16 protein-coding genes are annotated in these 19,313 nt (G+C 74.8%); 7 read left to right on the top strand and 9 right to left on the bottom strand.

Annotated elements, in window-relative coordinates; translation table 11 throughout:
• Positions 1-159 precede the first annotated feature (159 nt).
• Together ACSUPR_RS05505 and ACSUPR_RS05510 are read left to right on the top strand one after the other, a co-directional pair.
• The gene (locus tag ACSUPR_RS05505) at positions 160-2,340 is read left to right on the top strand and encodes a prolyl oligopeptidase family serine peptidase (RefSeq protein ID WP_436889848.1); all 2,181 of its coding nucleotides are present in this window, start codon (positions 160-162) and stop codon (positions 2,338-2,340) included.
• A 215-nt stretch (positions 2,341-2,555) separates the two neighbouring features.
• Positions 2,556-3,761, top strand: coding sequence for a cupin domain-containing protein (locus ACSUPR_RS05510; protein ID WP_436889849.1), 1,206 nt, complete (start codon positions 2,556-2,558; stop codon positions 3,759-3,761).
• 181 nt (positions 3,762-3,942) lie between these two features.
• On the opposite strand, the gene ACSUPR_RS05515 is transcribed toward ACSUPR_RS05510, so the two are convergent.
• Entirely contained in the window at positions 3,943-4,749 is an 807-nt protein-coding gene (locus tag ACSUPR_RS05515) for a TetR/AcrR family transcriptional regulator (protein WP_436889851.1), read from the bottom strand.
• Between the two features lie 99 nt (positions 4,750-4,848).
• On the opposite strand from ACSUPR_RS05515, the gene ACSUPR_RS05520 reads away from it, so the two are divergent.
• From ACSUPR_RS05520 to ACSUPR_RS05535, 4 genes are all read left to right on the top strand, one after another.
• A complete protein-coding gene (locus ACSUPR_RS05520; RefSeq protein WP_436889852.1) occupies positions 4,849-5,817 on the top strand; it encodes an ATP-binding cassette domain-containing protein in 969 nt (322 codons plus the stop codon).
• Positions 5,818-5,856: 39 nt separating this feature from the next.
• Entirely contained in the window at positions 5,857-6,708 is an 852-nt protein-coding gene (locus tag ACSUPR_RS05525; protein WP_436889854.1) for an ABC transporter permease, read from the top strand.
• A 240-nt stretch (positions 6,709-6,948) separates the two neighbouring features.
• The gene (locus ACSUPR_RS05530; protein WP_436889855.1) at positions 6,949-7,677 is read left to right on the top strand and encodes a DUF2306 domain-containing protein; all 729 of its coding nucleotides are present in this window, start codon (positions 6,949-6,951) and stop codon (positions 7,675-7,677) included.
• Between the two features lie 265 nt (positions 7,678-7,942).
• Positions 7,943-8,803, top strand: a complete 861-nt coding sequence (locus ACSUPR_RS05535) for a (2Fe-2S)-binding protein (RefSeq protein ID WP_436889856.1) — start codon at positions 7,943-7,945, stop codon at positions 8,801-8,803.
• A gap of 54 nt (positions 8,804-8,857) precedes the next feature.
• Here the strand turns inward: ACSUPR_RS05535 and ACSUPR_RS05540 are convergent, their stop codons facing one another.
• From ACSUPR_RS05540 to panD, 4 genes are all read right to left on the bottom strand, one after another.
• A complete protein-coding gene (locus tag ACSUPR_RS05540; RefSeq protein WP_436889857.1) occupies positions 8,858-10,021 on the bottom strand; it encodes a DUF4352 domain-containing protein in 1,164 nt (387 codons plus the stop codon).
• Between the two features lie 128 nt (positions 10,022-10,149).
• Entirely contained in the window at positions 10,150-11,424 is a 1,275-nt protein-coding gene (locus ACSUPR_RS05545) for an MFS transporter (protein ID WP_436889858.1), read from the bottom strand.
• A gap of 94 nt (positions 11,425-11,518) precedes the next feature.
• Positions 11,519-11,761, bottom strand: coding sequence for a hypothetical protein (locus ACSUPR_RS05550; RefSeq protein WP_436889859.1), 243 nt, complete (start codon positions 11,759-11,761; stop codon positions 11,519-11,521).
• A 253-nt stretch (positions 11,762-12,014) separates the two neighbouring features.
• Complete coding sequence (panD, locus tag ACSUPR_RS05555) at positions 12,015-12,422, bottom strand: aspartate 1-decarboxylase (RefSeq protein WP_436889860.1); 408 nt, start codon at positions 12,420-12,422, stop codon at positions 12,015-12,017.
• 238 nt (positions 12,423-12,660) lie between these two features.
• On the opposite strand from panD, the gene ACSUPR_RS05560 reads away from it, so the two are divergent.
• Positions 12,661-13,722, top strand: a complete 1,062-nt coding sequence (locus tag ACSUPR_RS05560; RefSeq protein WP_436891876.1) for a LacI family DNA-binding transcriptional regulator — start codon at positions 12,661-12,663, stop codon at positions 13,720-13,722.
• Positions 13,723-13,960: 238 nt separating this feature from the next.
• Here the strand turns inward: ACSUPR_RS05560 and ACSUPR_RS05565 are convergent, their stop codons facing one another.
• From ACSUPR_RS05565 to tatC, 4 genes are all read right to left on the bottom strand, one after another.
• A complete protein-coding gene (locus tag ACSUPR_RS05565) occupies positions 13,961-16,822 on the bottom strand; it encodes a DEAD/DEAH box helicase (protein WP_436889861.1) in 2,862 nt (953 codons plus the stop codon).
• 12 nt (positions 16,823-16,834) lie between these two features.
• The gene (locus ACSUPR_RS05570; protein WP_436889862.1) at positions 16,835-17,734 is read right to left on the bottom strand and encodes a diacylglycerol/lipid kinase family protein; all 900 of its coding nucleotides are present in this window, start codon (positions 17,732-17,734) and stop codon (positions 16,835-16,837) included.
• 90 nt (positions 17,735-17,824) lie between these two features.
• Positions 17,825-18,253, bottom strand: coding sequence for a DUF397 domain-containing protein (locus tag ACSUPR_RS05575; protein ID WP_436889863.1), 429 nt, complete (start codon positions 18,251-18,253; stop codon positions 17,825-17,827).
• 105 nt (positions 18,254-18,358) lie between these two features.
• A complete protein-coding gene (tatC, locus tag ACSUPR_RS05580; RefSeq protein ID WP_436891877.1) occupies positions 18,359-19,189 on the bottom strand; it encodes a twin-arginine translocase subunit TatC in 831 nt (276 codons plus the stop codon).
• Between the last annotated feature and the right edge of the window lie 124 nt (positions 19,190-19,313).

A 19,313-nucleotide genomic window follows, 5' to 3' on the forward strand; every position in this document is an offset into this window, starting at 1 on the left:
GCGCCCCTTTCGCCGGTGGAAAGGGACCGTCCGAATCCCGCGGGCCGCGGTCCGTCCCCCTCCCGGCCTGCGGACCTCACCTCTGGGCAAGGTTCGTATCACCGATGAGCGAGACTGTTCTTTCTTGACCGTCGGAACGGCGGCCCGAACGATGTGAGGGTGCGCAACCGAGCCCCCGGAGACGCCCCCGTCCGCGGACCCTCGTCCGCCGTGGACACCCTGCACGGCCGCCCCGTGCCCGACCCCTACCGCTGGCTGGAGTCCGCCGACGACCCCCGGACCCTGCGGTGGCTGGAGGAGCGCTCCCGCGACCACGAGCGCGAGGCCGCCGACTGGACACTGCGCGACCGGCTCGCCGCGCGCATCCGGTTCCACCTGGACGCGGACCTGTGGTCGGCGCCGGTGCACCGCCCCGGGGCGCTCCTGGCCACCGTGCGCCCCGCCGGGGCCGAGCACCCGCGGCTGGTCGCCTTCGACGGCGGAGGCGCCCCGCCGGACGCCGTGCACGCCGACCGGGCCCGGGTGGTCTACGACCCTGCGGCGGCCGACCCCACCGGCCGCACCACCCTGGACGCCTGGGAACCCGACCCCACGGGCCGCCTGGTCGCGGTGCAGACCTCCACCGGAGGGGTGGAGCGGGGCGTCCTGCGGGTGCTGCGCGTCGCCGACGGCCGCCCGGTCGGCCCCCCGGTGCACGGGGTCCGCTACTCCCACGTGGCGTGGACGCCCCAGGGGCCGCCCGCCTTCTACTACGTGCGGCGCGACGACGGGCACGGCGGCCGCGGGGTGTGGCTGCGGCGGGCCGCCGACGGCACCGAGGTGTTCGTGCGGTCCTGCTCCGGGCCCGGGACCGTCCCGGGGGTGCGGATCCTGGGCGGGCGCCTGCTGCTGTTCACCGAGAGCCACGGCACCGGGCACCGCACCGACTTGTGGCTGGCCGACCTGGAGGCGGGCCCGCTCCAGGCTCCGGACCTGCGGCCGGTCCAGGTGGGCGTGGAGGCCGAGACCGAGGCCGCCCTGGGCCCGGACGGGCTGCTGTACCTGCGCACGACCCTGGACGCCCCCTGGCGGCGGATCTGCTCCGCGCGCCCCGACCGGCCCGGACCGGAGCACTGGCGGGAGGTGGTCCCCCAGCGGGAGGGGGAGACGCTGGACGCCTTCACCCCCTGCGGCGGCGCCGACTCCCCCGCGCTCCTGGTGGTGCGCACCCGGCTGGGCATCGATTCCGCCGCCGTGCACGACGCCCGCACCGGAGCCCTCGAACGCACCGTGGACCTGCCCGGCGAGGGCATGGTGAGCGACCCGGCCACCGCCCCGGACGGGGCCGTGTTCCTGGCCTACGCCGACGTCACCGCCCAGCAGCGGGTGCTGCGCCTGGCCCCGGGCTCGTCCCGCCCGCTGCCATGGCCGGCCGGGGCCGCCGCCCCGCCGCCCGCCCCCGCGGTGGAGCGGACCGTGCTGTGGTGCCGGTCGGCCGACGGCACCCGGGTCCCCGTCACCGTCCTGACCGCGCGCGGCACCGGCGCGGCGCGCCCGGGTGCACCGCCCCCGGACCCGGCGCGGACCCCGCCCGCGGAGCCGCTGCCGACCCTGCTGCACGCCTACGGGGGGTTCGGCCGCCCCCGCCGGTTCGGGTTCAGCGCGACCGTGCTGGCCTGGCTGGGCCTGGGCGGGCGCTACGCGGTGGCGCACGTGCGCGGCGGCGGCGACATCGGGCGCGAGTGGCACCTGGCCGGGGCCGGGCGCGGCAAGCCGCGCGCGGTGGAGGACCTGGTCGCGGCCGCCGACGCCCTGGTCGCGGCGGGCCTGTGCGTCCGCCCGGGGCTGTGCCTTTCGGGCGGCTCGGCGGGCGGGCTGCTGGTGCTCGCCGCCGCGGCGGCCCGGCCCGACCTGTGCTCGGCGGTGATCGCGTCGGCCCCGCTGGCCGACATGGCCCGGTTCGAGCGCCTGGGCCTGGGGCGGATGTGGACCCGCGAGTTCGGGACCGCCTCCGACCCCGACGACTTCGCCGCCCTGATGTCCTACTCGCCCTACCACCGGGTGCTGGAGGACGCGGGGCGCACGCCGGGGCCGCGGTACCCGGACGTGCTGCTCACCGGGTTCGCCGGGGACACCCGGACCGACGCCGCCCACCCGCGCAAGATGTGCGCGGCGCTGCTGGCGGCGGGCCGGTCCGAGGACGGGCGGCCACCGGCCCTGCTGCGGTACGAGCGCGACGTCGGGCACGGCCCGCGCGCGGTCGGCCGGGCGGTGGGGCTGGCCGCGGACGCGCACGCGTTCGCGGCCCACCGAACGGGGTTGTCGCCGCGCCGCCCGGCGCGGGGCCGGCCCTGGTCCTAGAGGAAACCACCACACGGAAGGCGAGGTGCGGCGTATGGACCCCATCGAGGTCGAGGTCGAGGAACTGGCCGAGGTGACCTCCCGCGACATCACCGCGGGCGGCGACAGCGACGGTACCGACTCCAGCTCCGACTTCATCTGATCCCATCCGCGCCCGCCCGGCCCGGCACCGTCCGGGCCGGGCGGGTCCCTCGTCCGAAAGGCGGGAACCCCCTGTGACCGAGCCCGGCCACCTGTTCAGTGAAGGGCTGTGCGCAGCCGTGGGCCGGGAGGCCCTGACCGCGCGGCTGTCGGAGGAGTTCGTGTTCGCCGACCTGGGCGCGGACGCGGTGCGCTCCCTCGTGACGTTCGACGACCTCAACGCGCTGCTGGCGGCGTGCGCGCCCGAGCCGCCGCGGCTGCGGCTGCACCGGGACGGCTCCCCGGTCCCGGTCGACCGGTACACCGAGGTGGGCACCGCCTCCCGGGTGGCCCGCAGGGTGGTGCGGCCCGAGGCGCTGTACCGGGAGCTGCGGGCCGGGGCGAGCCTGGTGTTGGACGGGCTGGACCGGATGCACCCGCCGGTGGCGGCCGCGGCCGACGACCTGATGCGGCTGGTGCGCGAGCGCGTGCAGGCCAACATGTACCTGATCTGGGGGGAGTCGCGCGGGTTCGACACCCACTGGGACGACCACGACACGGTGATCGTCCAGGTGGAGGGGACCAAGCACTGGCAGGTCCACGGCCCCGGGTCGCGGCCGTACCCGATGAAGGACGACGTGGACCACGGCCACACGCCGCCGCGGGACGCCGACGGCGGGCTCCAGGTGGTGTGGGAGGGCGTGCTGCGGCCCGGGCAGGTGCTGCACGTGCCCCGGGGCTGGTGGCACACGGTGACCGGCACCGGCGAGGTGAGCCTGCACCTGACGTTCGGGTTCACCCGGGCGACCGGGGTGGACTGGGCGCAGGCGCTGGTGCGGCGGCTGTTCGAGGAGGAGGCGTTCCGGCGGGACCTGCCGCGGTTCGCCGACCCGGACGTGCGGCGCAAGCGCCGGCGGGAGCTGGCGGCGCGGCTGGCGGAACTGGCCGAGGAGGCCGACCTGGACGCGTTCCTGGCCGAGCGGGACGCGCGGTTCCCGCGGCGCACGTCGTTCGCGCTGCCCTGGCCGGTGGAGGAGGGCGCGCCGGGGCCCGGCGCCCGGGTGGAGTTCGTGCCGATCCTGCCGCCGCCGCTGGCCCGGGAGGGCGACAGGGTGGCGCTGTCGGTGGGCGGCCGCCGGTACCGGTTCCCCGCCGAGGTGGGCGACGTGCTGGGGGTGCTCGCCGAGCGGCGGTCGCTGACGGTGGCGGAGCTGGCCGAGGCCGCGGGCGCGGCGCCCGACCGTACCGCCGAGGTGGTGTCGGTGCTGGCCCGCCACCACCTGGTGCTCATCCGCGGCTGACCCGCGGGCTCCGGGCGGGCCCGCGGCAGCGGGGGCCGGGGCCGCGGGGCGGCGCTCCGCCCCGCGCTCCCCCGCCGGCCGCCCCGGGGCGCTCCGGGTCCGGCCGGCCCGGGCGGCGGGTCGGGTCGGGTCGGGTCGGGTCGGGTCGGGTCGGGTCGGGTCGGGTCGGGTCGGCGGCAGGCTACGCCCCCGTCCCGGGCGCCTTCGCGCCCTTGCCCCGGACGTAGACCTCGATGCCGTCCAGGATGCGGTTGATCCCGAAGCCGAGCTCCTCCGCGGGGCCGCCGATGCGGTCGTGCTCCTCCCCCGCCTCGTCCTCCAGGACATGCGCGTCGAGCATGCGGGCGATGGTGGGGAACTCCTCGGCGGTGACGACGCGCCGCAGGCCCCGGCTGTAGTCGCGCTCGGTCTCCACCATGGTGCCCCCCGTGGCCTGGGCGGCGCGGGTCATGTCCGCCTCGATGCGGGCGGTCTCGCGCGTGATGGCCGAGAGCAGCGTCAGCATCTGGAGCGCCTCGCCGATGTCCAGGCCCGCGGCGACCAGCTCGCGCAGGCCGGCCTCCATCCAGCGCAGGCCGTTGGGACCGCTGGGAGGGCCGGAGAGCGCGATGTTCACCGACCACGGGTGGGAGCGGGACATGTCGATGGCGCGGTAGCACCACTCCTCCAGCCCGGCGCGCCAGTCCCCGTCCTCGCGGGGACCGGGCGGGTCGGCGTCCATGGAGGCGTCGATCATGAGGGCGAGCATGTCCTCCTTGCTGTCCACGTGCCGGTACAGGGACATGGTCGTGTAGCCGAGCTCCTTGGCCACGCGCTGCATCGACACCGCCTCGATGCCCTCGGCGTCAGCGACCGCGACCGCCGCGCGGACCACGGCGTCGCGGCTGAGGCGGGGCTTGGGCCCCCGTTTGGCGGGCGCGGCGTCCAGTCCCCAGAGCAGTTCCACTTCCCGCGCCATCCGGCTCTTGGGTGCGTCCTCGGTCGTCATGGGCCACCAGTCATCGGAGTCGTCGTTGACACCATCCTAGAACTGTGTATTACTTACACCAATGCGTGTGCGACATAAACAGTTTAGGAGATACACGCCATGTCCGAGTCACCCCCCGCGGTCCGGGCCCGCGGGTTGCGCAAGAACTACGGCGGGACCGCCGCACTGGACGGGCTCGACCTGGACGTGCCCGCCGGAACCGTGTTCGGGCTGCTGGGCCCCAACGGGGCGGGCAAGACCACCGCCGTCCGCGTGCTCGCCACCCTCCTGCGGCCCGACGCGGGGCACGCCGAGGTGGTCGGGGCCGACGTCGTGCGCGAACCCGACCGGGTGCGCGCCGCCATCGGCCTGACCGGGCAGTACGCCTCCGTCGACGAACTGCTCACCGGCCGGGAGAACCTCGTGATGTTCTCCCGCCTCTACGGCCTGGGACCGGGCGCCGCCCGCACGCGGGCCGAGGAGCTGCTGGAGCACTTCGACCTCACCGACGCCGCCGACCGCCGCTCGGACGGCTACTCCGGCGGGATGCGCCGCCGCCTGGACCTGGCCGTCAGCCTCATCCAGCGCCCGCGGGTGCTCTTCCTCGACGAGCCCACCACCGGCCTGGACCCGCGCAGCCGGCTGGGGGTGTGGGAGTCGGTGCGGGCCCTGGTCGAGGCCGGGACCACCGTCGTGCTCACCACCCAGTACCTGGAGGAGGCCGACCGGCTCGCCGACACCGTCGCCGTCATCGACCACGGGCGCACCATCGCCGAGGGCACCCCCGACGCGCTGCGCTCCCGGGTGGGCGGCGACCGCATCGACGTGGTCGTGCGCGACCCCGCCGACCTGTCCGCCGTGGCCGGCCTGCTGGGCGCCGCCCTGGCCGCGCCCGCCACCGTGCACCGCGAGGAGCAGCGCGTCAGCCTGCCCGCCCCCGACCGCATGGCGGCCCTCACCGGGGCCGTACGCGCCCTGGAGGGCTCGGCCCCGGCCATCGCCGACATCGGGGTGCGCAGGCCCAGCCTCGACGAGGTGTTCCTGTCCCTGACCGGACACGGCACCGACGCCTCCCGGCCCGCCGCCTGAACCCCCGGCCACCCGCGACCCCTTCCGGAGTGATCCACGATGAACGTCCTCCCCGACGCCGCCCCCGGCACCGGGACCGCCCCGGCGGGACCGCCCGCCGCCCGCCCCGGCAAGGCCCTGTCCGACACCCTGGTCCTGACCCGCCGCAACCTCCTGCACATGGTGCGCGACCCCTTCGAGCCGGCCATCGCCCTGGTCATGCCCGTCGTGATGGTCCTGCTGTTCGGCTTCCTCTTCGACGAGGTCATGTCCGGGCACGCGGCCGGGAACTACCGCGAGTTCCTCATCCCGGCGATGCTGGCGATGGTCATGGTCTACGGCGTGGCCGGGAGCGCCTCGGGCATGGCCCGCGACGCGTCCCGCGAGGTGATGGGCCGCTTCCGGTCCATGCCCATGTCGCCGGTGTCCCTGCTCACCGCCCGCACCGCGGCCGACATGGTGCGCGCCTGCCTGGAGGTGGCGCTCCTGGTCCCGGTGGGCCTGCTGCTGGGCTGGCGGGCCGAGAACGGGCTCGCCGGCGCCGCGCTGGCGATCGGACTGCTGCTGTTCTTCCGGCTGTCCCTGGTGTGGCTGGGAGTGCTCATGGGATTGCTGATGCCCGACCCGGACGCGTCGAGCATGATCGTCTACCCGCTGGCCTTCCCGCTCACCATGCTCTCGACCGCCTTCCTGCCCGCGGAGGCCATGCCCTCCTGGCTGGCGCCCGTCGCCGAGTGGAACCCGCTGTCGGCGGTCGTCTCCACCCTGCGCGACCTCTTCGGCAACGCGGGCGTGCCCGCCGGATCCTGGCCCGCCGACCACGCCGGACTCCTGGCCGTGGGCCTGCCCGCCGTCCTGCTCGCCGTCTGCGCCCCGCTGGCGGCGCGCCGCTTCCGCTCCCTGAGCCGCTGACCCGGCCGCTTCCGGCCACCGGTGGTGTGCGCACCACCGGCCGCCGGGAACCGTCTCCCCCAAGGGGAGGCGCAGCACCACCCGCGGCCGGGTGGGCGCACCCTCGTGCCCGTCCGCCGCCGCGACCAGACTCGTGGCGGACCCGCCACCGCACCACCCGGCCGGACCGGGCCCCGACCCGCGGGGCCGACGGACCCGCCCGGCCGCCGACCCGCCCCCACGACCCGAAGGAGGACCCCCATGGCGCCCCCCGCCACGACCACCGCACCGCGGCCCCGGCCGGCCCCGGCTCCCGTCCGCTGGTGGCAGCGGCCCTGGATCCTGCCGCTGGCCCTGTTCAGCCTCACCTTCCTACTCTACTCCGTACCGCCCTACCTCTCCCTCGACCCCGCCGACGCCCGCCTGCCCGTCCCGGAGACCCCCGCCTGGTACTTCCCGGTGATGCTCACGCACATCTTCGGCGGCACCCTGCTGACCCTGCTGGTGATCCTCCAGGTGTGGCCCTGGCTGCGCACGCGGTACCCGGCCGTGCACCGCTGGAGCGGCCGGACCTACGTCCTGGCGGGGATCCCCCTGGTCGGGATCCCGGCGCTGCTCATCGCGCCATTCAGCAGCACCGGGTTCGGCACCCAGGTCAGCAACACCATCTGGGCGTTGCTGTGGCTGACCTTCACCGTCCTGGGCTACGTGATGGCCCGCCGCAGGAGGTTCGCCCACCACCGCGAGTGGATGCTGCGCAGCTTCGCCCTCATCTACGGCATCGCGTTCAACCGGGTCGTCATCGCCCTGCTGATCCCCTTCGTGCTCGTACAGGTGCAGGCCGGGACCATCCCGGACGACGAGCAGGCCATCGCCATGGCGGTCGCCCCGGCCTCGAGCTTCCTGTCCTGGGTGGTACCGCTGCTGTTCGTCGAGTGGTGGATCAAGTACCGCAGGCCGCGCCGGAGCCGCCGGCAGGCCGCCGCCTGACCCGGGTGCGCCCCGGCCCCGGCGCACCCCCGCGGACGTCCCGGGCGAACCCGGACGAAACCTTGGACCGGCCGCGACCTGCGGCTTCCCCGTCCGGGGAAGGATTCCGATCACAGCGGGGATCATTGCGGGGTGATCCGTCATTAGGGTAGCCTCACTTAACGAGGCGCAGACGTTCCACCCGCCCCACCGGCGTCCTGCGACCGCGACCGCCGGACACGACGGCTCCGCTGCGACGAAGGGCAGGTTCCACACGGTGACCCAGGTGACCCCTGATCCGCTCGAGGCCCTCCGCGACGCCTGCGCGCCCCTGCGCTTCTCGCCGCTCCCCGAGCTGCTCACCGCCGCGGAGCTGCGCGAGCGCCCCACCGGGACCGTGCAGTGGCACCCCGTCTCCGCCCTGGCCGCCGACGGCTGGGTACCGGTCCTGTTCGACAAGCTCCGCACCGAGCACGGTCCGGGCCACCGGCTGCCCGCCGCCACCAACTTCCTGCGGGTCACCCTGCGCGAGCCGATCTTCATGGTGTCGGCGTCGCTGTACCTGACCGGCCGCGCCCCCCTGCTCGACCCCGACGCGCTGTACCTGCCCTGGGACACCGCCGCCGCCCGGTTCGGCACCCCGGTCTCGGTGGACACCTGCTTCGCGGTCCTGCCGGGCGACCCGGCGGCGGGCCTGCCCGGAACCGTGACGGCCCGCGACACCGACGAACAGGTCGCACTGGCCGGCCGGGCCCTGTTCGCGACGTTCGGGCCCCTCGTCGACGCCCTGCACGAGCACTCGCGGGCGGGCGGTCGCACCCTGTGGGGCTGGATCCTCGACACCCTGCACTTCTACATGCTCAACCCGGCCCGCTACCTGGCCCGGGACGCCGAGGCCGCCTGGGAGCTGGCCGGGCGGCTGGCCGACGCCGTGGTGGCGGCCGGCGCCGTCACCCGCAGGAGCCCCCGGCTGTTCCCCTTCGCCCCCGGCCACCCGCAGGGGACCTGGGCGGTGCGCGGCACCTGCTGCTTCGACTACAAGGGCGATCCCGACCACGGGTACTGCACCACGTGCCCGCTCAAGTGCGACGCCGACCGCCGGGAGAGCCTGGCGGAGTGGCTGCGCGACCCGGCGCTGGCCCCCTGACCCGCCGGGGTCCGGCACCGCCCGGTACCGGACTCCGCGCACCGGCGGGGCCGGTCACAGCACCGGGCTCTCCACCGGCTCCCCGTAGTACGGCTCGAACACGACGCGGTCGGCCTCCACCAGCCCCTGCACGGTGATCACCCCGGACGTGCTCTGCCCCGGGACGAGGGTGCCCGCGTCCAGCTCCCGCGCGTCCATCCCGATCGCCTCGGCGGTGCTGTGCAGCGCCCCGGAGGCGTCGATGACGCTGAAGTACAGGGGGTTGACGTCCAGGGAGCCCTCCCCCTCGTTGCGCACCGACACGTCGACGCTGGTGTAGTCCCCCGAGGTGTACAGCGGCCCCGGCTCGAACTCGGTGCGCCCTGCCGTCACCTCCGCCTCGACCGGCTCCTCCTCGTACCGCAGGGGCCCGGAGTCGTCCGTCCCGGGCGCGCCCATCGTCGGCGGGCGGCTCTGCGCCATGAACAGGCCGACGGCGGTGCAGCCGCCGCCGACCAGGAGCAGGAGCAGGAGCACACCGCAGCCGATGCCGAGGATCCTGCCCCAGCGGGTCCGGCTCTCCTGCGGCTGCCCGTACACCGCCTGCGCCCCGTGGCCGCCGGGCGGCCCCCCGCCCGCCGCCCCGTAGCCCGCCCCGTAGGCGGAGCCGGGGTCGGACGGCGCGCCCTGCCCCCCGTGCCCCGGTCCGGGCTGCGCCCCGCCCCGGTACGGCGGCCCCGGGTGGCTGCCCGCGCCCGCGCCCGGCGCGTCCGCCTCCCCGTAGCCGGGTGCGTATCCGGCGTGCTCGTACCCCGCCTGGGCGGGACCGCTGGGCCCCTCCGAGAGCTCCCCGCCCACAGGCTCGGGCGGCGCACCCGTGGGGTGGCCGCCGGGCGGCGGGCTCATGGGCGGGCCGCCCGGCGGAGGGCCCTGCGGCGGCTGTCGCGGCCCCCCGGGCCCGGCACCCGTTCCCTGGTCCCCCAGGGGCGGCGGAGCCCAGTTCGGACCGGGCGGGGGCGGCAGGTGGCCGCCCTCCTCCGGCGGCCCCGGCCGGTCCAGGGACGCTTCCCCGCGGTGGGGGAAGGCGTGCGGGGGCTCGCCCGGCGGCTGCGGCCCGCCCTCCATGGGGTCCTCGGGGTCCCCGGGCCGCCACTCCTCCGGCGGGTGGTGGTTCACCGGGTCGCCCGGCGGTTCCTGCGGCCGCTGCTGCGGCCCTTCCTCGGGTTCCCGATCGGTCACGTGAGAACACCCCTCCAGTGGCGTCGGCCCACCGAGGGCGGTGGGCGCCCCAGATCTGCACGGTAACCGCGCGGACCCGGGGACCAAAGGAACCGATGGGGCGTTTCCGGTAAAGGCCGGGATGTTCTTCAGCGGCCCGCGCGCGCCGCGCGCAGCGCGAGCACGAACACCGGGACGGTGAACAGCGCGGCGAACAGGTTGAGGCCGCCGAAGCCCGTCTGGGCCAGGACCGCCCCGGACAGGCCGCCCGCCGCGGCCCCGCCCAGGTTCATCAGCAGGTCGCTGACCCCCTGGGCGCGGGGGCGCACGCCGACCTCCAGGGACCCGGCGAGCAGCGCGGTGCCCGACACCAGGCTGAACGACCAGCCCAGGCCCAGCAGGAACAGGCCCAGGGCCACCCGCGCCTCGTCGTGCCCGGCGGTGCCCGCGACCGCGGTCGCCGCCAGCAGCACCGCCTGTCCGGTCAGCAGCACCGGGACCCGGCCCAGGCGGTCGCTGAGCCAGCCCACCACCGGGGAGAGCGCGTACATGCCCGCGATGTGCAGTGAGATGGTCAGGCCGATCACGGTCAGGGCGGCACCGTGGTGCGACATGTGCACCGGCGTCATGGTCATGACCGCGACCATCACCGTGTGGGCGCAGACGATGCCGACCACGGCCAGCAGCGCGCCGGGGGAGGCTGCCACGGCCTTCAGGACCGCGCCCACCGACGGCTTCGACGGGGCCGGCGCCGCGGGGTCGGCCGAGGCCGCGGCCGCGGCGCGGACGGCGGTGAGCAGCGGGTCCGGGCGCAGCAGCGCGAAGGTGAGCAGGGCGCCCAGGACGAACCCGGTGGTGGTGAACAGCACCGGTCCGAGCAGCTCGGGCAGGCCGACCAGGGCGGCGACCCGGCCGCCGGGGCCGGTGAGGTTGGGTCCCAGCACCGAACCGACGGTGGTCGCCCACACCACCAGGGACAGGTCGCGGCCCCGGCTGCGGTCCGAGGACAGGTCGGCGGCGGCGTGGCGGGCCTGGAGGTTGGTGGCGGTCCCGGCTCCGATGAGGCCCATGCCCAGCAGGAACAGCGGGAACAGGCCGGACACGGTGGCGGCGATGACGACGAGTCCGCCGACCGCGCCCATCGCCCAGCCCAGCCCCAGGCCGGGGCGGCGGCCGCGGCTGGACGCCAGCGAGGCCAGCGGCAGCGCGAACACGGCGGCGCCCAGGGTGATCATGGTGGTGGCCATGCCCGACCAGGCGTCGGAACCGGTGAGGTCCAGGGCGATGAGCGAACCCACCGCGATCATCGCGCCCATGCCGACGCCGCCCACCACCTGGGTGAGCATGAGAGCCGCGACGGTACGGCGCTGAAGGCGCAGGCGCGTCTCCTCCGGCAGGACGCCGGGAACGGCATGAGTGGACACGCGACCTACTCTCAGATTCATCCGGTCAACGGGGGAATCGTAACGTCGAGTGCACATTGTCCGCCATGTCGGAATACATACGGTTCCGGACACCTCAGCGGCGGCGGTGCCGCCAGCCGAGGTAGTCGTGCTCGCGCTCGACCTGGCGCATCCCCGAGTAGAGGTCGTCGGGATCGACCGCGCTGATCACCACGCCCTGGTCGGGGACCACCGGCCAGCAGGCGAACGCCCAGTAGCGGCGGGTGTGGACGCCCCAGAGCACGACCCAGGCACCCTGCTTCTGCCACTGGATGTGCTCGGCGATGCGACGCTGCTCGGCGTCCCGCGTGTCGTCCATTCCGCCCCGGGGTGTACCCGGCGCCGACCCCGCCGACCAGACCGGAACCGGCCACGAGCCCGGGATTTTCGGCCCTTTTCGGACACGACGGCGCCCGCGCGTCCGTGCGCGCGGGCGCCCGGTGACCGCTGGGCGCCGACGGGGTCCCGCAGGCCGTGGAGGAGCGGCCCTCCGGGGGGCCGCGGCCGGAGGTCCTCCCGGGGACGCCGAGCCGGGTGCGGACAGGGCGGAGCGGAGGACCGCGGAACACAGGTCAGCGGCCGGAGACGAGCTCCGGGTCGCCGGGGACCGGCTCGGCGGGGTCGGCGCCCAGCGCCACGATCCTGTTGTCCCGGTCCACGTGCACGATGTGCGGGACGTGCTCGGCGCGCTCGGCCTCGGTCATCTGCGCGTAGGAGATGATGATGACCAGGTCGCCGGGGCTGACCAGGCGGGCTGCCGCGCCGTTGATCCCGATGACGCCGCTGCCGCGCTCGCCGGTGATCGCGTAGGTGACGAGCCGTGCGCCGTTGTCGATGTCGACGATGTGGACCTGCTCGCCGTCGACGATGTCGGCGGCGTCCAGCAGGTCGGCGTCGATGGTCACCGAGCCCACGTAGTGCAGGTCGGCCTGGGTGACGGTGGCGCGGTGGATCTTGCCGTTGATGAGGGTGCGCAGCACTGCTCGGTCCTCGTTTCAGGTGTCTTGCGGACTACAGGCCCCTCGCGGGGTCCCGTGCCCCTCCATGATGGACTCCGCCCCGACCGCTTTCGACCACGGGGGTGCCCATCGCGCCCAACGCCCCTTTCGGGCCCCCTGTTCCCGGCCGCCGCCCGGAGCCTGCGGAACAATGGGACCGCTCCGGTCGCGTGACGGCGTCCGAGGCTCGGTCCGGTCGTCGTGAGAAGAGAAGATGCGGGTGTCGGTGAACCACAGCGGCGGCCCTCGGGCCGCGTCCGAACCGGTGCGCAGGGCCACCATGCGCGACGTCGCCGCCCTGTCCGGGGTGAGCATCAAGACCGTCTCGCGCGTCATCAACGGCGTGCCCTCGGTCTCCGAGGAACTGCGCGACCGCGTCACCCGGGCCATCGCCCGGCTGGACTTCCAGCCCAACCTGGCGGCCAGCAGCCTGCGCCGCACCGACGGGGCCACCCGCCAGATCGCCCTGCTGCTGGAGGACGTCGCCAACCCGTTCTCGGCCACGCTGAGCCGGGCCGTGGAGGACGCGGCGCGCGAACACGGCACCCTGGTGTTCGCGGGCAGCCTCGACGAGGACCCGCAGCGGGAGATGGAGCTGGTGCGCGCGGCCACCCTGCACCGGGTGGACGGCATCCTGCTGGTCCCGTCCGGGCCGGACCACGGCTACCTGCACCGGGAGGTCCGCAACGGGACCCCGGTGGTGTTCGCCGACCGGCCCCCGCGCGGCCTGGCCGCCGACGCGGTGCTGGCCACCAACGCCGAGGGGGCGAGGGAGGCGGTGCTGCACCTGGCCGACCACGGGCACACCGAGATCGCGTTCCTGGGCGACGAGCACCGCATCAGCACCGTGGTCGAGCGCCTGGCCGGGTACCGGGCCGCGCTGGCGGAGCGGGGGCTGCCCGAGCGCCCCGGCCGCGTGGTGTGGGACCTGCCCGACCAGGAGAGCGCCGGCCGGGCGGTGGCGGCCCTGCTGGACTCCGGCGACCCGCCCACCGCCCTGTTCACGGCGCAGAACCTGGTGACGATCGGGGCCATCCGGGCCCTCCAGGCCCGCGGCCTGCACCGCGAGGTCGCGGTGGTGGGCTTCGACGACTTCCCGATGGCCGACCTGCTGACCCCCCGGGTGACGGTGGTCGCCCAGGACGTGACGGGCATCGGCGGGCTCGCGGTGCGCCGCCTGTTCGAGCGCATCGCGGGCGACACCTCCCCGCCCCGGGAGGAGCGGGTGCCCACCTCCCTCATCGTCCGCGGCTCCGGCGAGATCCCCCCGCCGCACCGCTGACCGCCGTGGCTCGGGTCCCGCGCCGCCCGGCGGCGGACGGCGCGGGGACAGGGCGCCCTGGGCTGTGTTCTTTTGAACCTCCGCTCCGCTTCGGTTCGCGTTCGGCGCCCCCGGAAGGCGGGAACCTTCGGCCCTACGGGAACGTCCTCGTTCCTCGGACATCCCCTCCGGGCCTCCAGAACCCCGCCGGCGCCTCACACACCCCCCGCGGAACAGGACGGCACTCGAAAAACAGACCCTAGGTGAGGGAGGAGTAGGCGACCACGCCGCGGCGCACCAGGTCGGTGGCCTTGCGGGCGGTGGAGCGCACACCCTCGTCGCCGGTGGCCCCGGCGATCTGGCCGAGCATGTCCACCAGCATCTTGGCGGTGCGCACGAAGTCGCCCGCGGGCATGTCGGCCTGGCGCAGGATCGCGTCCAGCCGGTCCCCGCGCGCCCACCGGTGCGCCGTCCACACGAACCCCAGGTCGGGGCGGCGCAGGAAGGTCACCCGGTGGCGGGCCTCCACCTCGTTCAGCTCCCCCCACAGCCGCACCATCTCGGCCAGGGTGTCGTCCACCCGGCCGCCGGGCAGCCGGGGGTAGGCCTCCTCGTTGCGGCGCGCCTCGTAGACCAGGGACGCCGCGCAGGACGCCAGCTCCACAGGGGTCAGGTCCTTCCACAGCCCCCGGCGCAGGCACTCGGCGACCAGCAGGTCCAGCTCCGAGTACACCTTGGCCAGGCGCGCCCCGTCGTCGGAGACGTCGTCGCCGTCCAGGTACCCCAGGTCCTCCAGCACCCCGCACACCCGGTCGAAGGTGCGGGCGATGACGTGCGAGCGGCCCTCCACCCGGCGGCGCAGCGACTCCGTCTCGCGCTGGAGCCGGTGGTAGCGCTCCGCCCAGCGGGCGTGGTCCTCCCGTTCGGCGCACCCGTGGCAGGGGTGCTCGCGCAGCGCGGCGCGCAGCCGGAGCACCTCGGAGTCCTCCCCCGTGTTGCGCGGCGCCCGCTCGTAGACGGGGTCGGTCCCCTGCTCCTGGAGCTTGTTGCGCAGCGTGGAGGCCAGGTCCTGGCGCGAGCGCGGCGACTTGGCCGAGAACGACTTGGGGATGCGCATCCGCCCCGAGGGGTGCACCGGCACCGGGAAGTCCGTGGCGTTGATCCGCTTGACCTGCTTGTCCACGGTGAGCACCAGCGGCGCGGGCAGGTCGTGGCGCAGCCCCGGGTCCAGTACGACGGCGTGCCCCGTGTGGCGGCCCGCGGGGATGCGGATGATGTCGCCCGGGCGGAGCCGCTCCAGGCTCTCCAGCGCCTCCTCCCGCCGCCGCACCGAGCGGCTCTTGGACAGCATCGCCTCGCGGTCGCTCAGCTCCCGCCGCAGCCGGGCGTACTCCATGAAGTCGCCCAGGTGGCACTCGGCGGACGCCGCGTACCCCTCCAGCGCCTCCTCGTGCTTGCGCAGCTGCCTGACCAGGCCCACCACCGCGCGGTCGGCCTGGAACTGGGCGAAGGACTCCTCCAGCATCGTGCGGCTGCGCCGCCGCCCCACCTGGCCGACGAGGTTGACGGCCATGTTGTAGGAGGGCTGGAAGCTGGAGTTGAGCGGGTAGGTGCGGGTGCCCGCCAGCCCGGCGATGGTCTCGGGGTCGCTGCCCGCCTGCCAGACGACGACCGCGTGCCCCTCCACGTCGATGCCGCGCCGCCCGGCCCGCCCGGTGAGCTGCGTGTACTCGCCGGGGGTGAGCTGGACGTGGGCCTCGCCGTTCCACTTGTCGATCTTCTCGATGACCACGGTGCGGGCCGGCATGTTGATGCCCAGCGCCAGGGTCTCGGTGGCGAACACCGCGCGGATCAGCCCGCGTGAGAACAGGTGCTCGACGATCTCCTTGAACGTGGGCAGCATCCCCGCGTGGTGGGCGGCGATGCCGCACTCCAGGGCGCGCAGCCACTGGTCGAACCCCAGGACGGCCAGGTCCGCGCCGGGGATGTCCGCGCAGCGCGTCTCCGCGTACTCGCGGATGACCTCGGCCTCCTCGGGGGTGGTCAGGACCAGCCCCGAGGACAGGCACTGGCGGACGGCGTCGTCGCACCCGGCCCGGCTGAAGATGAACGTGATGGCGGGCAGCAGCCCCAGGTCGTCGAGCTCCTCGATGATCGCGGGGCGCGAGGGCGGCGCGAACCGGCTCCGCGGGCGCACCTTCCCGCGCGAGCGCGACTGCGGGTGCCGCCTGCGGTGGGCCAGCTGGGTCAGCCGGGAGTCCTCCTCGGCGATGCGCGACAGCCGCGGGTTGATCCGCAGCGTCCGCCCGCCCACGTGGATCTCCCGGGGCTGCCAGCCGCGGTCGCGTTTGCGCTTCTTGCCGCCGCGGCGGTCCCGGCCCCGCTCCCCGCCCTCCTCACCGGAGTCGCCGTCCGCGGTGCCGGCCTCCTCCGCGCCGTCCAGGTCGACGAACAGGTCGTGGATGCGGTCGCCCACCATGACGTGCTGCCACAGCGGGACGGGGCGCTTCTCGTCGACGATGACGGTGGTGTCGCCGCGCACCTGCTGCAACCAGTCGCCGAACTCCTCGGCGTTGGAGACGGTGGCCGAGAGGGCGACCATGCGCACCGACTCCGGAAGGTGGATGATCACCTCCTCCCAGACCGCGCCGCGGAACCGGTCGGCGAGGTAGTGGACCTCGTCCATCACCACGTAGGCGAGCCCGCCGAGGGTCGCCGACCCCTCGTAGAGCATGTTGCGCAGCACCTCGGTGGTCATCACGACCACCGGGGCGTCCCCGTTGACGCTGTTGTCGCCGGTCAGCAGGCCGACCCGGTCGGCACCGTAGCGCGCCACCAGGTCGTTGAACTTCTGGTTGGACAGCGCCTTGATGGGCGTGGTGTAGAAGCACTTGGTGCCCTCGGCCAGGGCCAGGTGGACGGCGAACTCGCCGACCACCGTCTTGCCCGAGCCGGTCGGGGCGGCCACCAGCACCCCGTGGCCGTTCTCCAGGGCCTTGCAGGCCCGGACCTGGAACGGGTCGAAGTCGAACCCGTACAGCCCCTGGAACGCCTCGATGGCGGGGCTGGAGGCGCCCTGGCGCCGACGGAAGGCGGCGTACCGCTCAGCGTGACTACTCATATGGCTCCCAGCCTATGAGGTCAGCTCCAACATCTCGACCGACTTCGGCACCACTTCGCACACCAGCGGCGGTTCTCCCAGCCGTTCGCCGTCCGCGTAGACGGGCACGCCCTCGGCCCGGATGGTCACGGTGCGTCCGCGTTCGACGATGATCTCGGGCCGGTCGAGGTGCCCGCCGGTGAAGACCAGGGGGAACAGGAGCAGGAAGCGGGCCAGCGGAGTCTCCCGGCCGAAGACCACGTCGATGAGGCCGTCGTCGGGCTCGGCGGCGGCGCACACCCTCATGCCGCCGCCGTAGGAGGAGGTGTTGCCGACGGCGACGAGCATGCCCGGCTCGTCCACGACCCGGCCGTCGACGTCGATCTCGTAGCGGGCGGCCCTGAAGGACCCCAGTTCGGCGACGACGCCCGCCAGGTATCCGGCCCGGCCGATCTTGAACCGGAACCCGTTGACCCGCTCGTTGACGCGCGCGTCGAACCCGCAGGCGAGCACGCTGAGGAAGTGGCGGCGGGTCCCGTCGGCCAGCTTCACCCGCACGCAGTCGACCGAGCGGGTGCGTCCGCGCAGGATGGCGGCGGCCACGTCGCGCAGCGACCCGCGCGGGCGGCCGAAGGCCCGGGCGATGTCGTTGCCGGTGCCGGTGGGCACCACGGCCAGGGGCACCCCGGTGCCGACCACGCCCTGCAGGGCCTGGTGGACCAGCCCGTCGCCGCCCACGGCGACCAGGGCGTGCGGGCGGTCGGCGGCGGCCAGGCGGGCCAGGCGGCGGCTGTCGGCGGCCGACCCGCCGCTGTAGACGTGGACGCGCGCCCCGGCCTCCCGCAGAGCCTCCTTGAGGCGGACGGCGGTGACGGCGGCGCGGCGCCGGCCGGACCTGGGGTTGACCAGCAGGGCGATGTCAGGGGAGGGCATGGGGGGTCCTTCGCTACCCGGGGGCGGGGAGGGTGTACGGACGGCGCGGGGACGCCCGCACACCCGCGCGCCCGGGTGTGCGCGGACGGTTCAGGAGGCGTCGGTCTCCTGGCCGGCCGCGGCGGCCTCCTCGCGCTGACGGCGATGGTACTCCTCCATCGCCCGGGGGCTGTTGAGCGGGGAGGGCACCCACCCGACCTCCACGTCGACCTCGCCGCGCTGGATCCTCGCCTCCTCCTCGGTGAGGTACTCCTCCGGGATGTCGAACTCGCCGTCCCGGGCGCCCAGGACGAACGCCTCCCACTCCGCGGGGGTGAAGAACAGGGTGCCCTTCTCCGGGGACTTCCCGTCGCGGACCGCGCGGAAGCCGTCGTCGAAGGTGGCGACCTCCACGATCGCCTCCGAGTCGGGGTTGGACAGGGAGGAGCGCATCCACACCGCGTCGGTGGTGTCGTGCCACTTCTCGTTGCCCATGGCCTCCGGCGGGAGCTCCCGCTTGGTCTCGGTCTGCTCGCTCATCGATGTCCTCTTCACACGGCCGGGGACGCCGGCCGGGGCGGAAGGCCGGTCGGCGCCGGGGGCCCGGCGGCCCCCGACGCCGACCCTAGCGCGTGCGGAAGGGGCTCAGGAGCGCTTGCCCGCTTCCTCCTCCAGGTCCGGATCGTCCAGGGAGGAGGGGGTGTCGTCCAGTTCGGAGGCCTCGTCGTCGGACAGGTCGCCGTAGGGGTCGTGGCGCTTCCTGCGGCGGTCGTTGAGGAACGCGAAGAGCTCGGCCACCTCGAACAGGAGCACCAGCGGGACGGCCAGCGCGAGCATGGAGATCGGCTCGGCCGGGGTGACCACGGCGGCGAGGACGACCGAGGAGAAGATGATGACCCGGCGCCACTTGGCGATGGCGGCGTGCGGCAGGACCCCGATGATGTTGAGCAGCGCGATCAGCAGCGGCAGCACGAAGCCCAGGCCGAACATCGTCATCATGATGAGCATGTAGCTCAGGTACTCGCCGATGGTGAGGAAGGGTTCGGCGTCGTCGGGCAGGAAGCCGAACAGGACCTGCAGCGCGTAGGACGTGATGAAGTACGCCAGCGCGGCGCCCGCGATGAACAGCACTCCCGCCAGCGGGGCGAAGATGTAGGCGTAACGCTTCTCCCGGGTGTGCAGCGCGGGGGCGACGAACGCCCACAGCTGGTAGAGCCAGAAGGGCGCCGAGACGATCGCGCCGACGAACAGCCACACCTTGAACGCGACGAAGAACGCGTCGAAGGGGCCGGTGACGATCAGGGAGCAGCCGTCCTGGGCCGCGACCTTGGACTCCGGAAGCGAGCAGTACGGGGCCTTGAGGAACTCCCACACGTAGTCGTAGGCGAGGTAGCCGACGACGCAACCGAGGGCGAGCGCGATCGCCGCCTTCACCACGCGGCCGCGCAGCTCGCGCAGGTGCTCCATGAGCGGCATCCGGGCGTCCGGGTTGGCCGCCCGGCGTGGGGCCCTCATCCTGTGGTCACTCTTCTCTCCATCGGGGCCGCGCGCCCTGCGGCGCGGCCGTCGGCGAAGGCGCGGCGCACCGGCACCGCGTCCG

The sequence above is a fragment of the Nocardiopsis dassonvillei genome (assembly GCF_964273065.1).
Classification (GTDB): domain Bacteria; phylum Actinomycetota; class Actinomycetes; order Streptosporangiales; family Streptosporangiaceae; genus Nocardiopsis; species Nocardiopsis dassonvillei_B.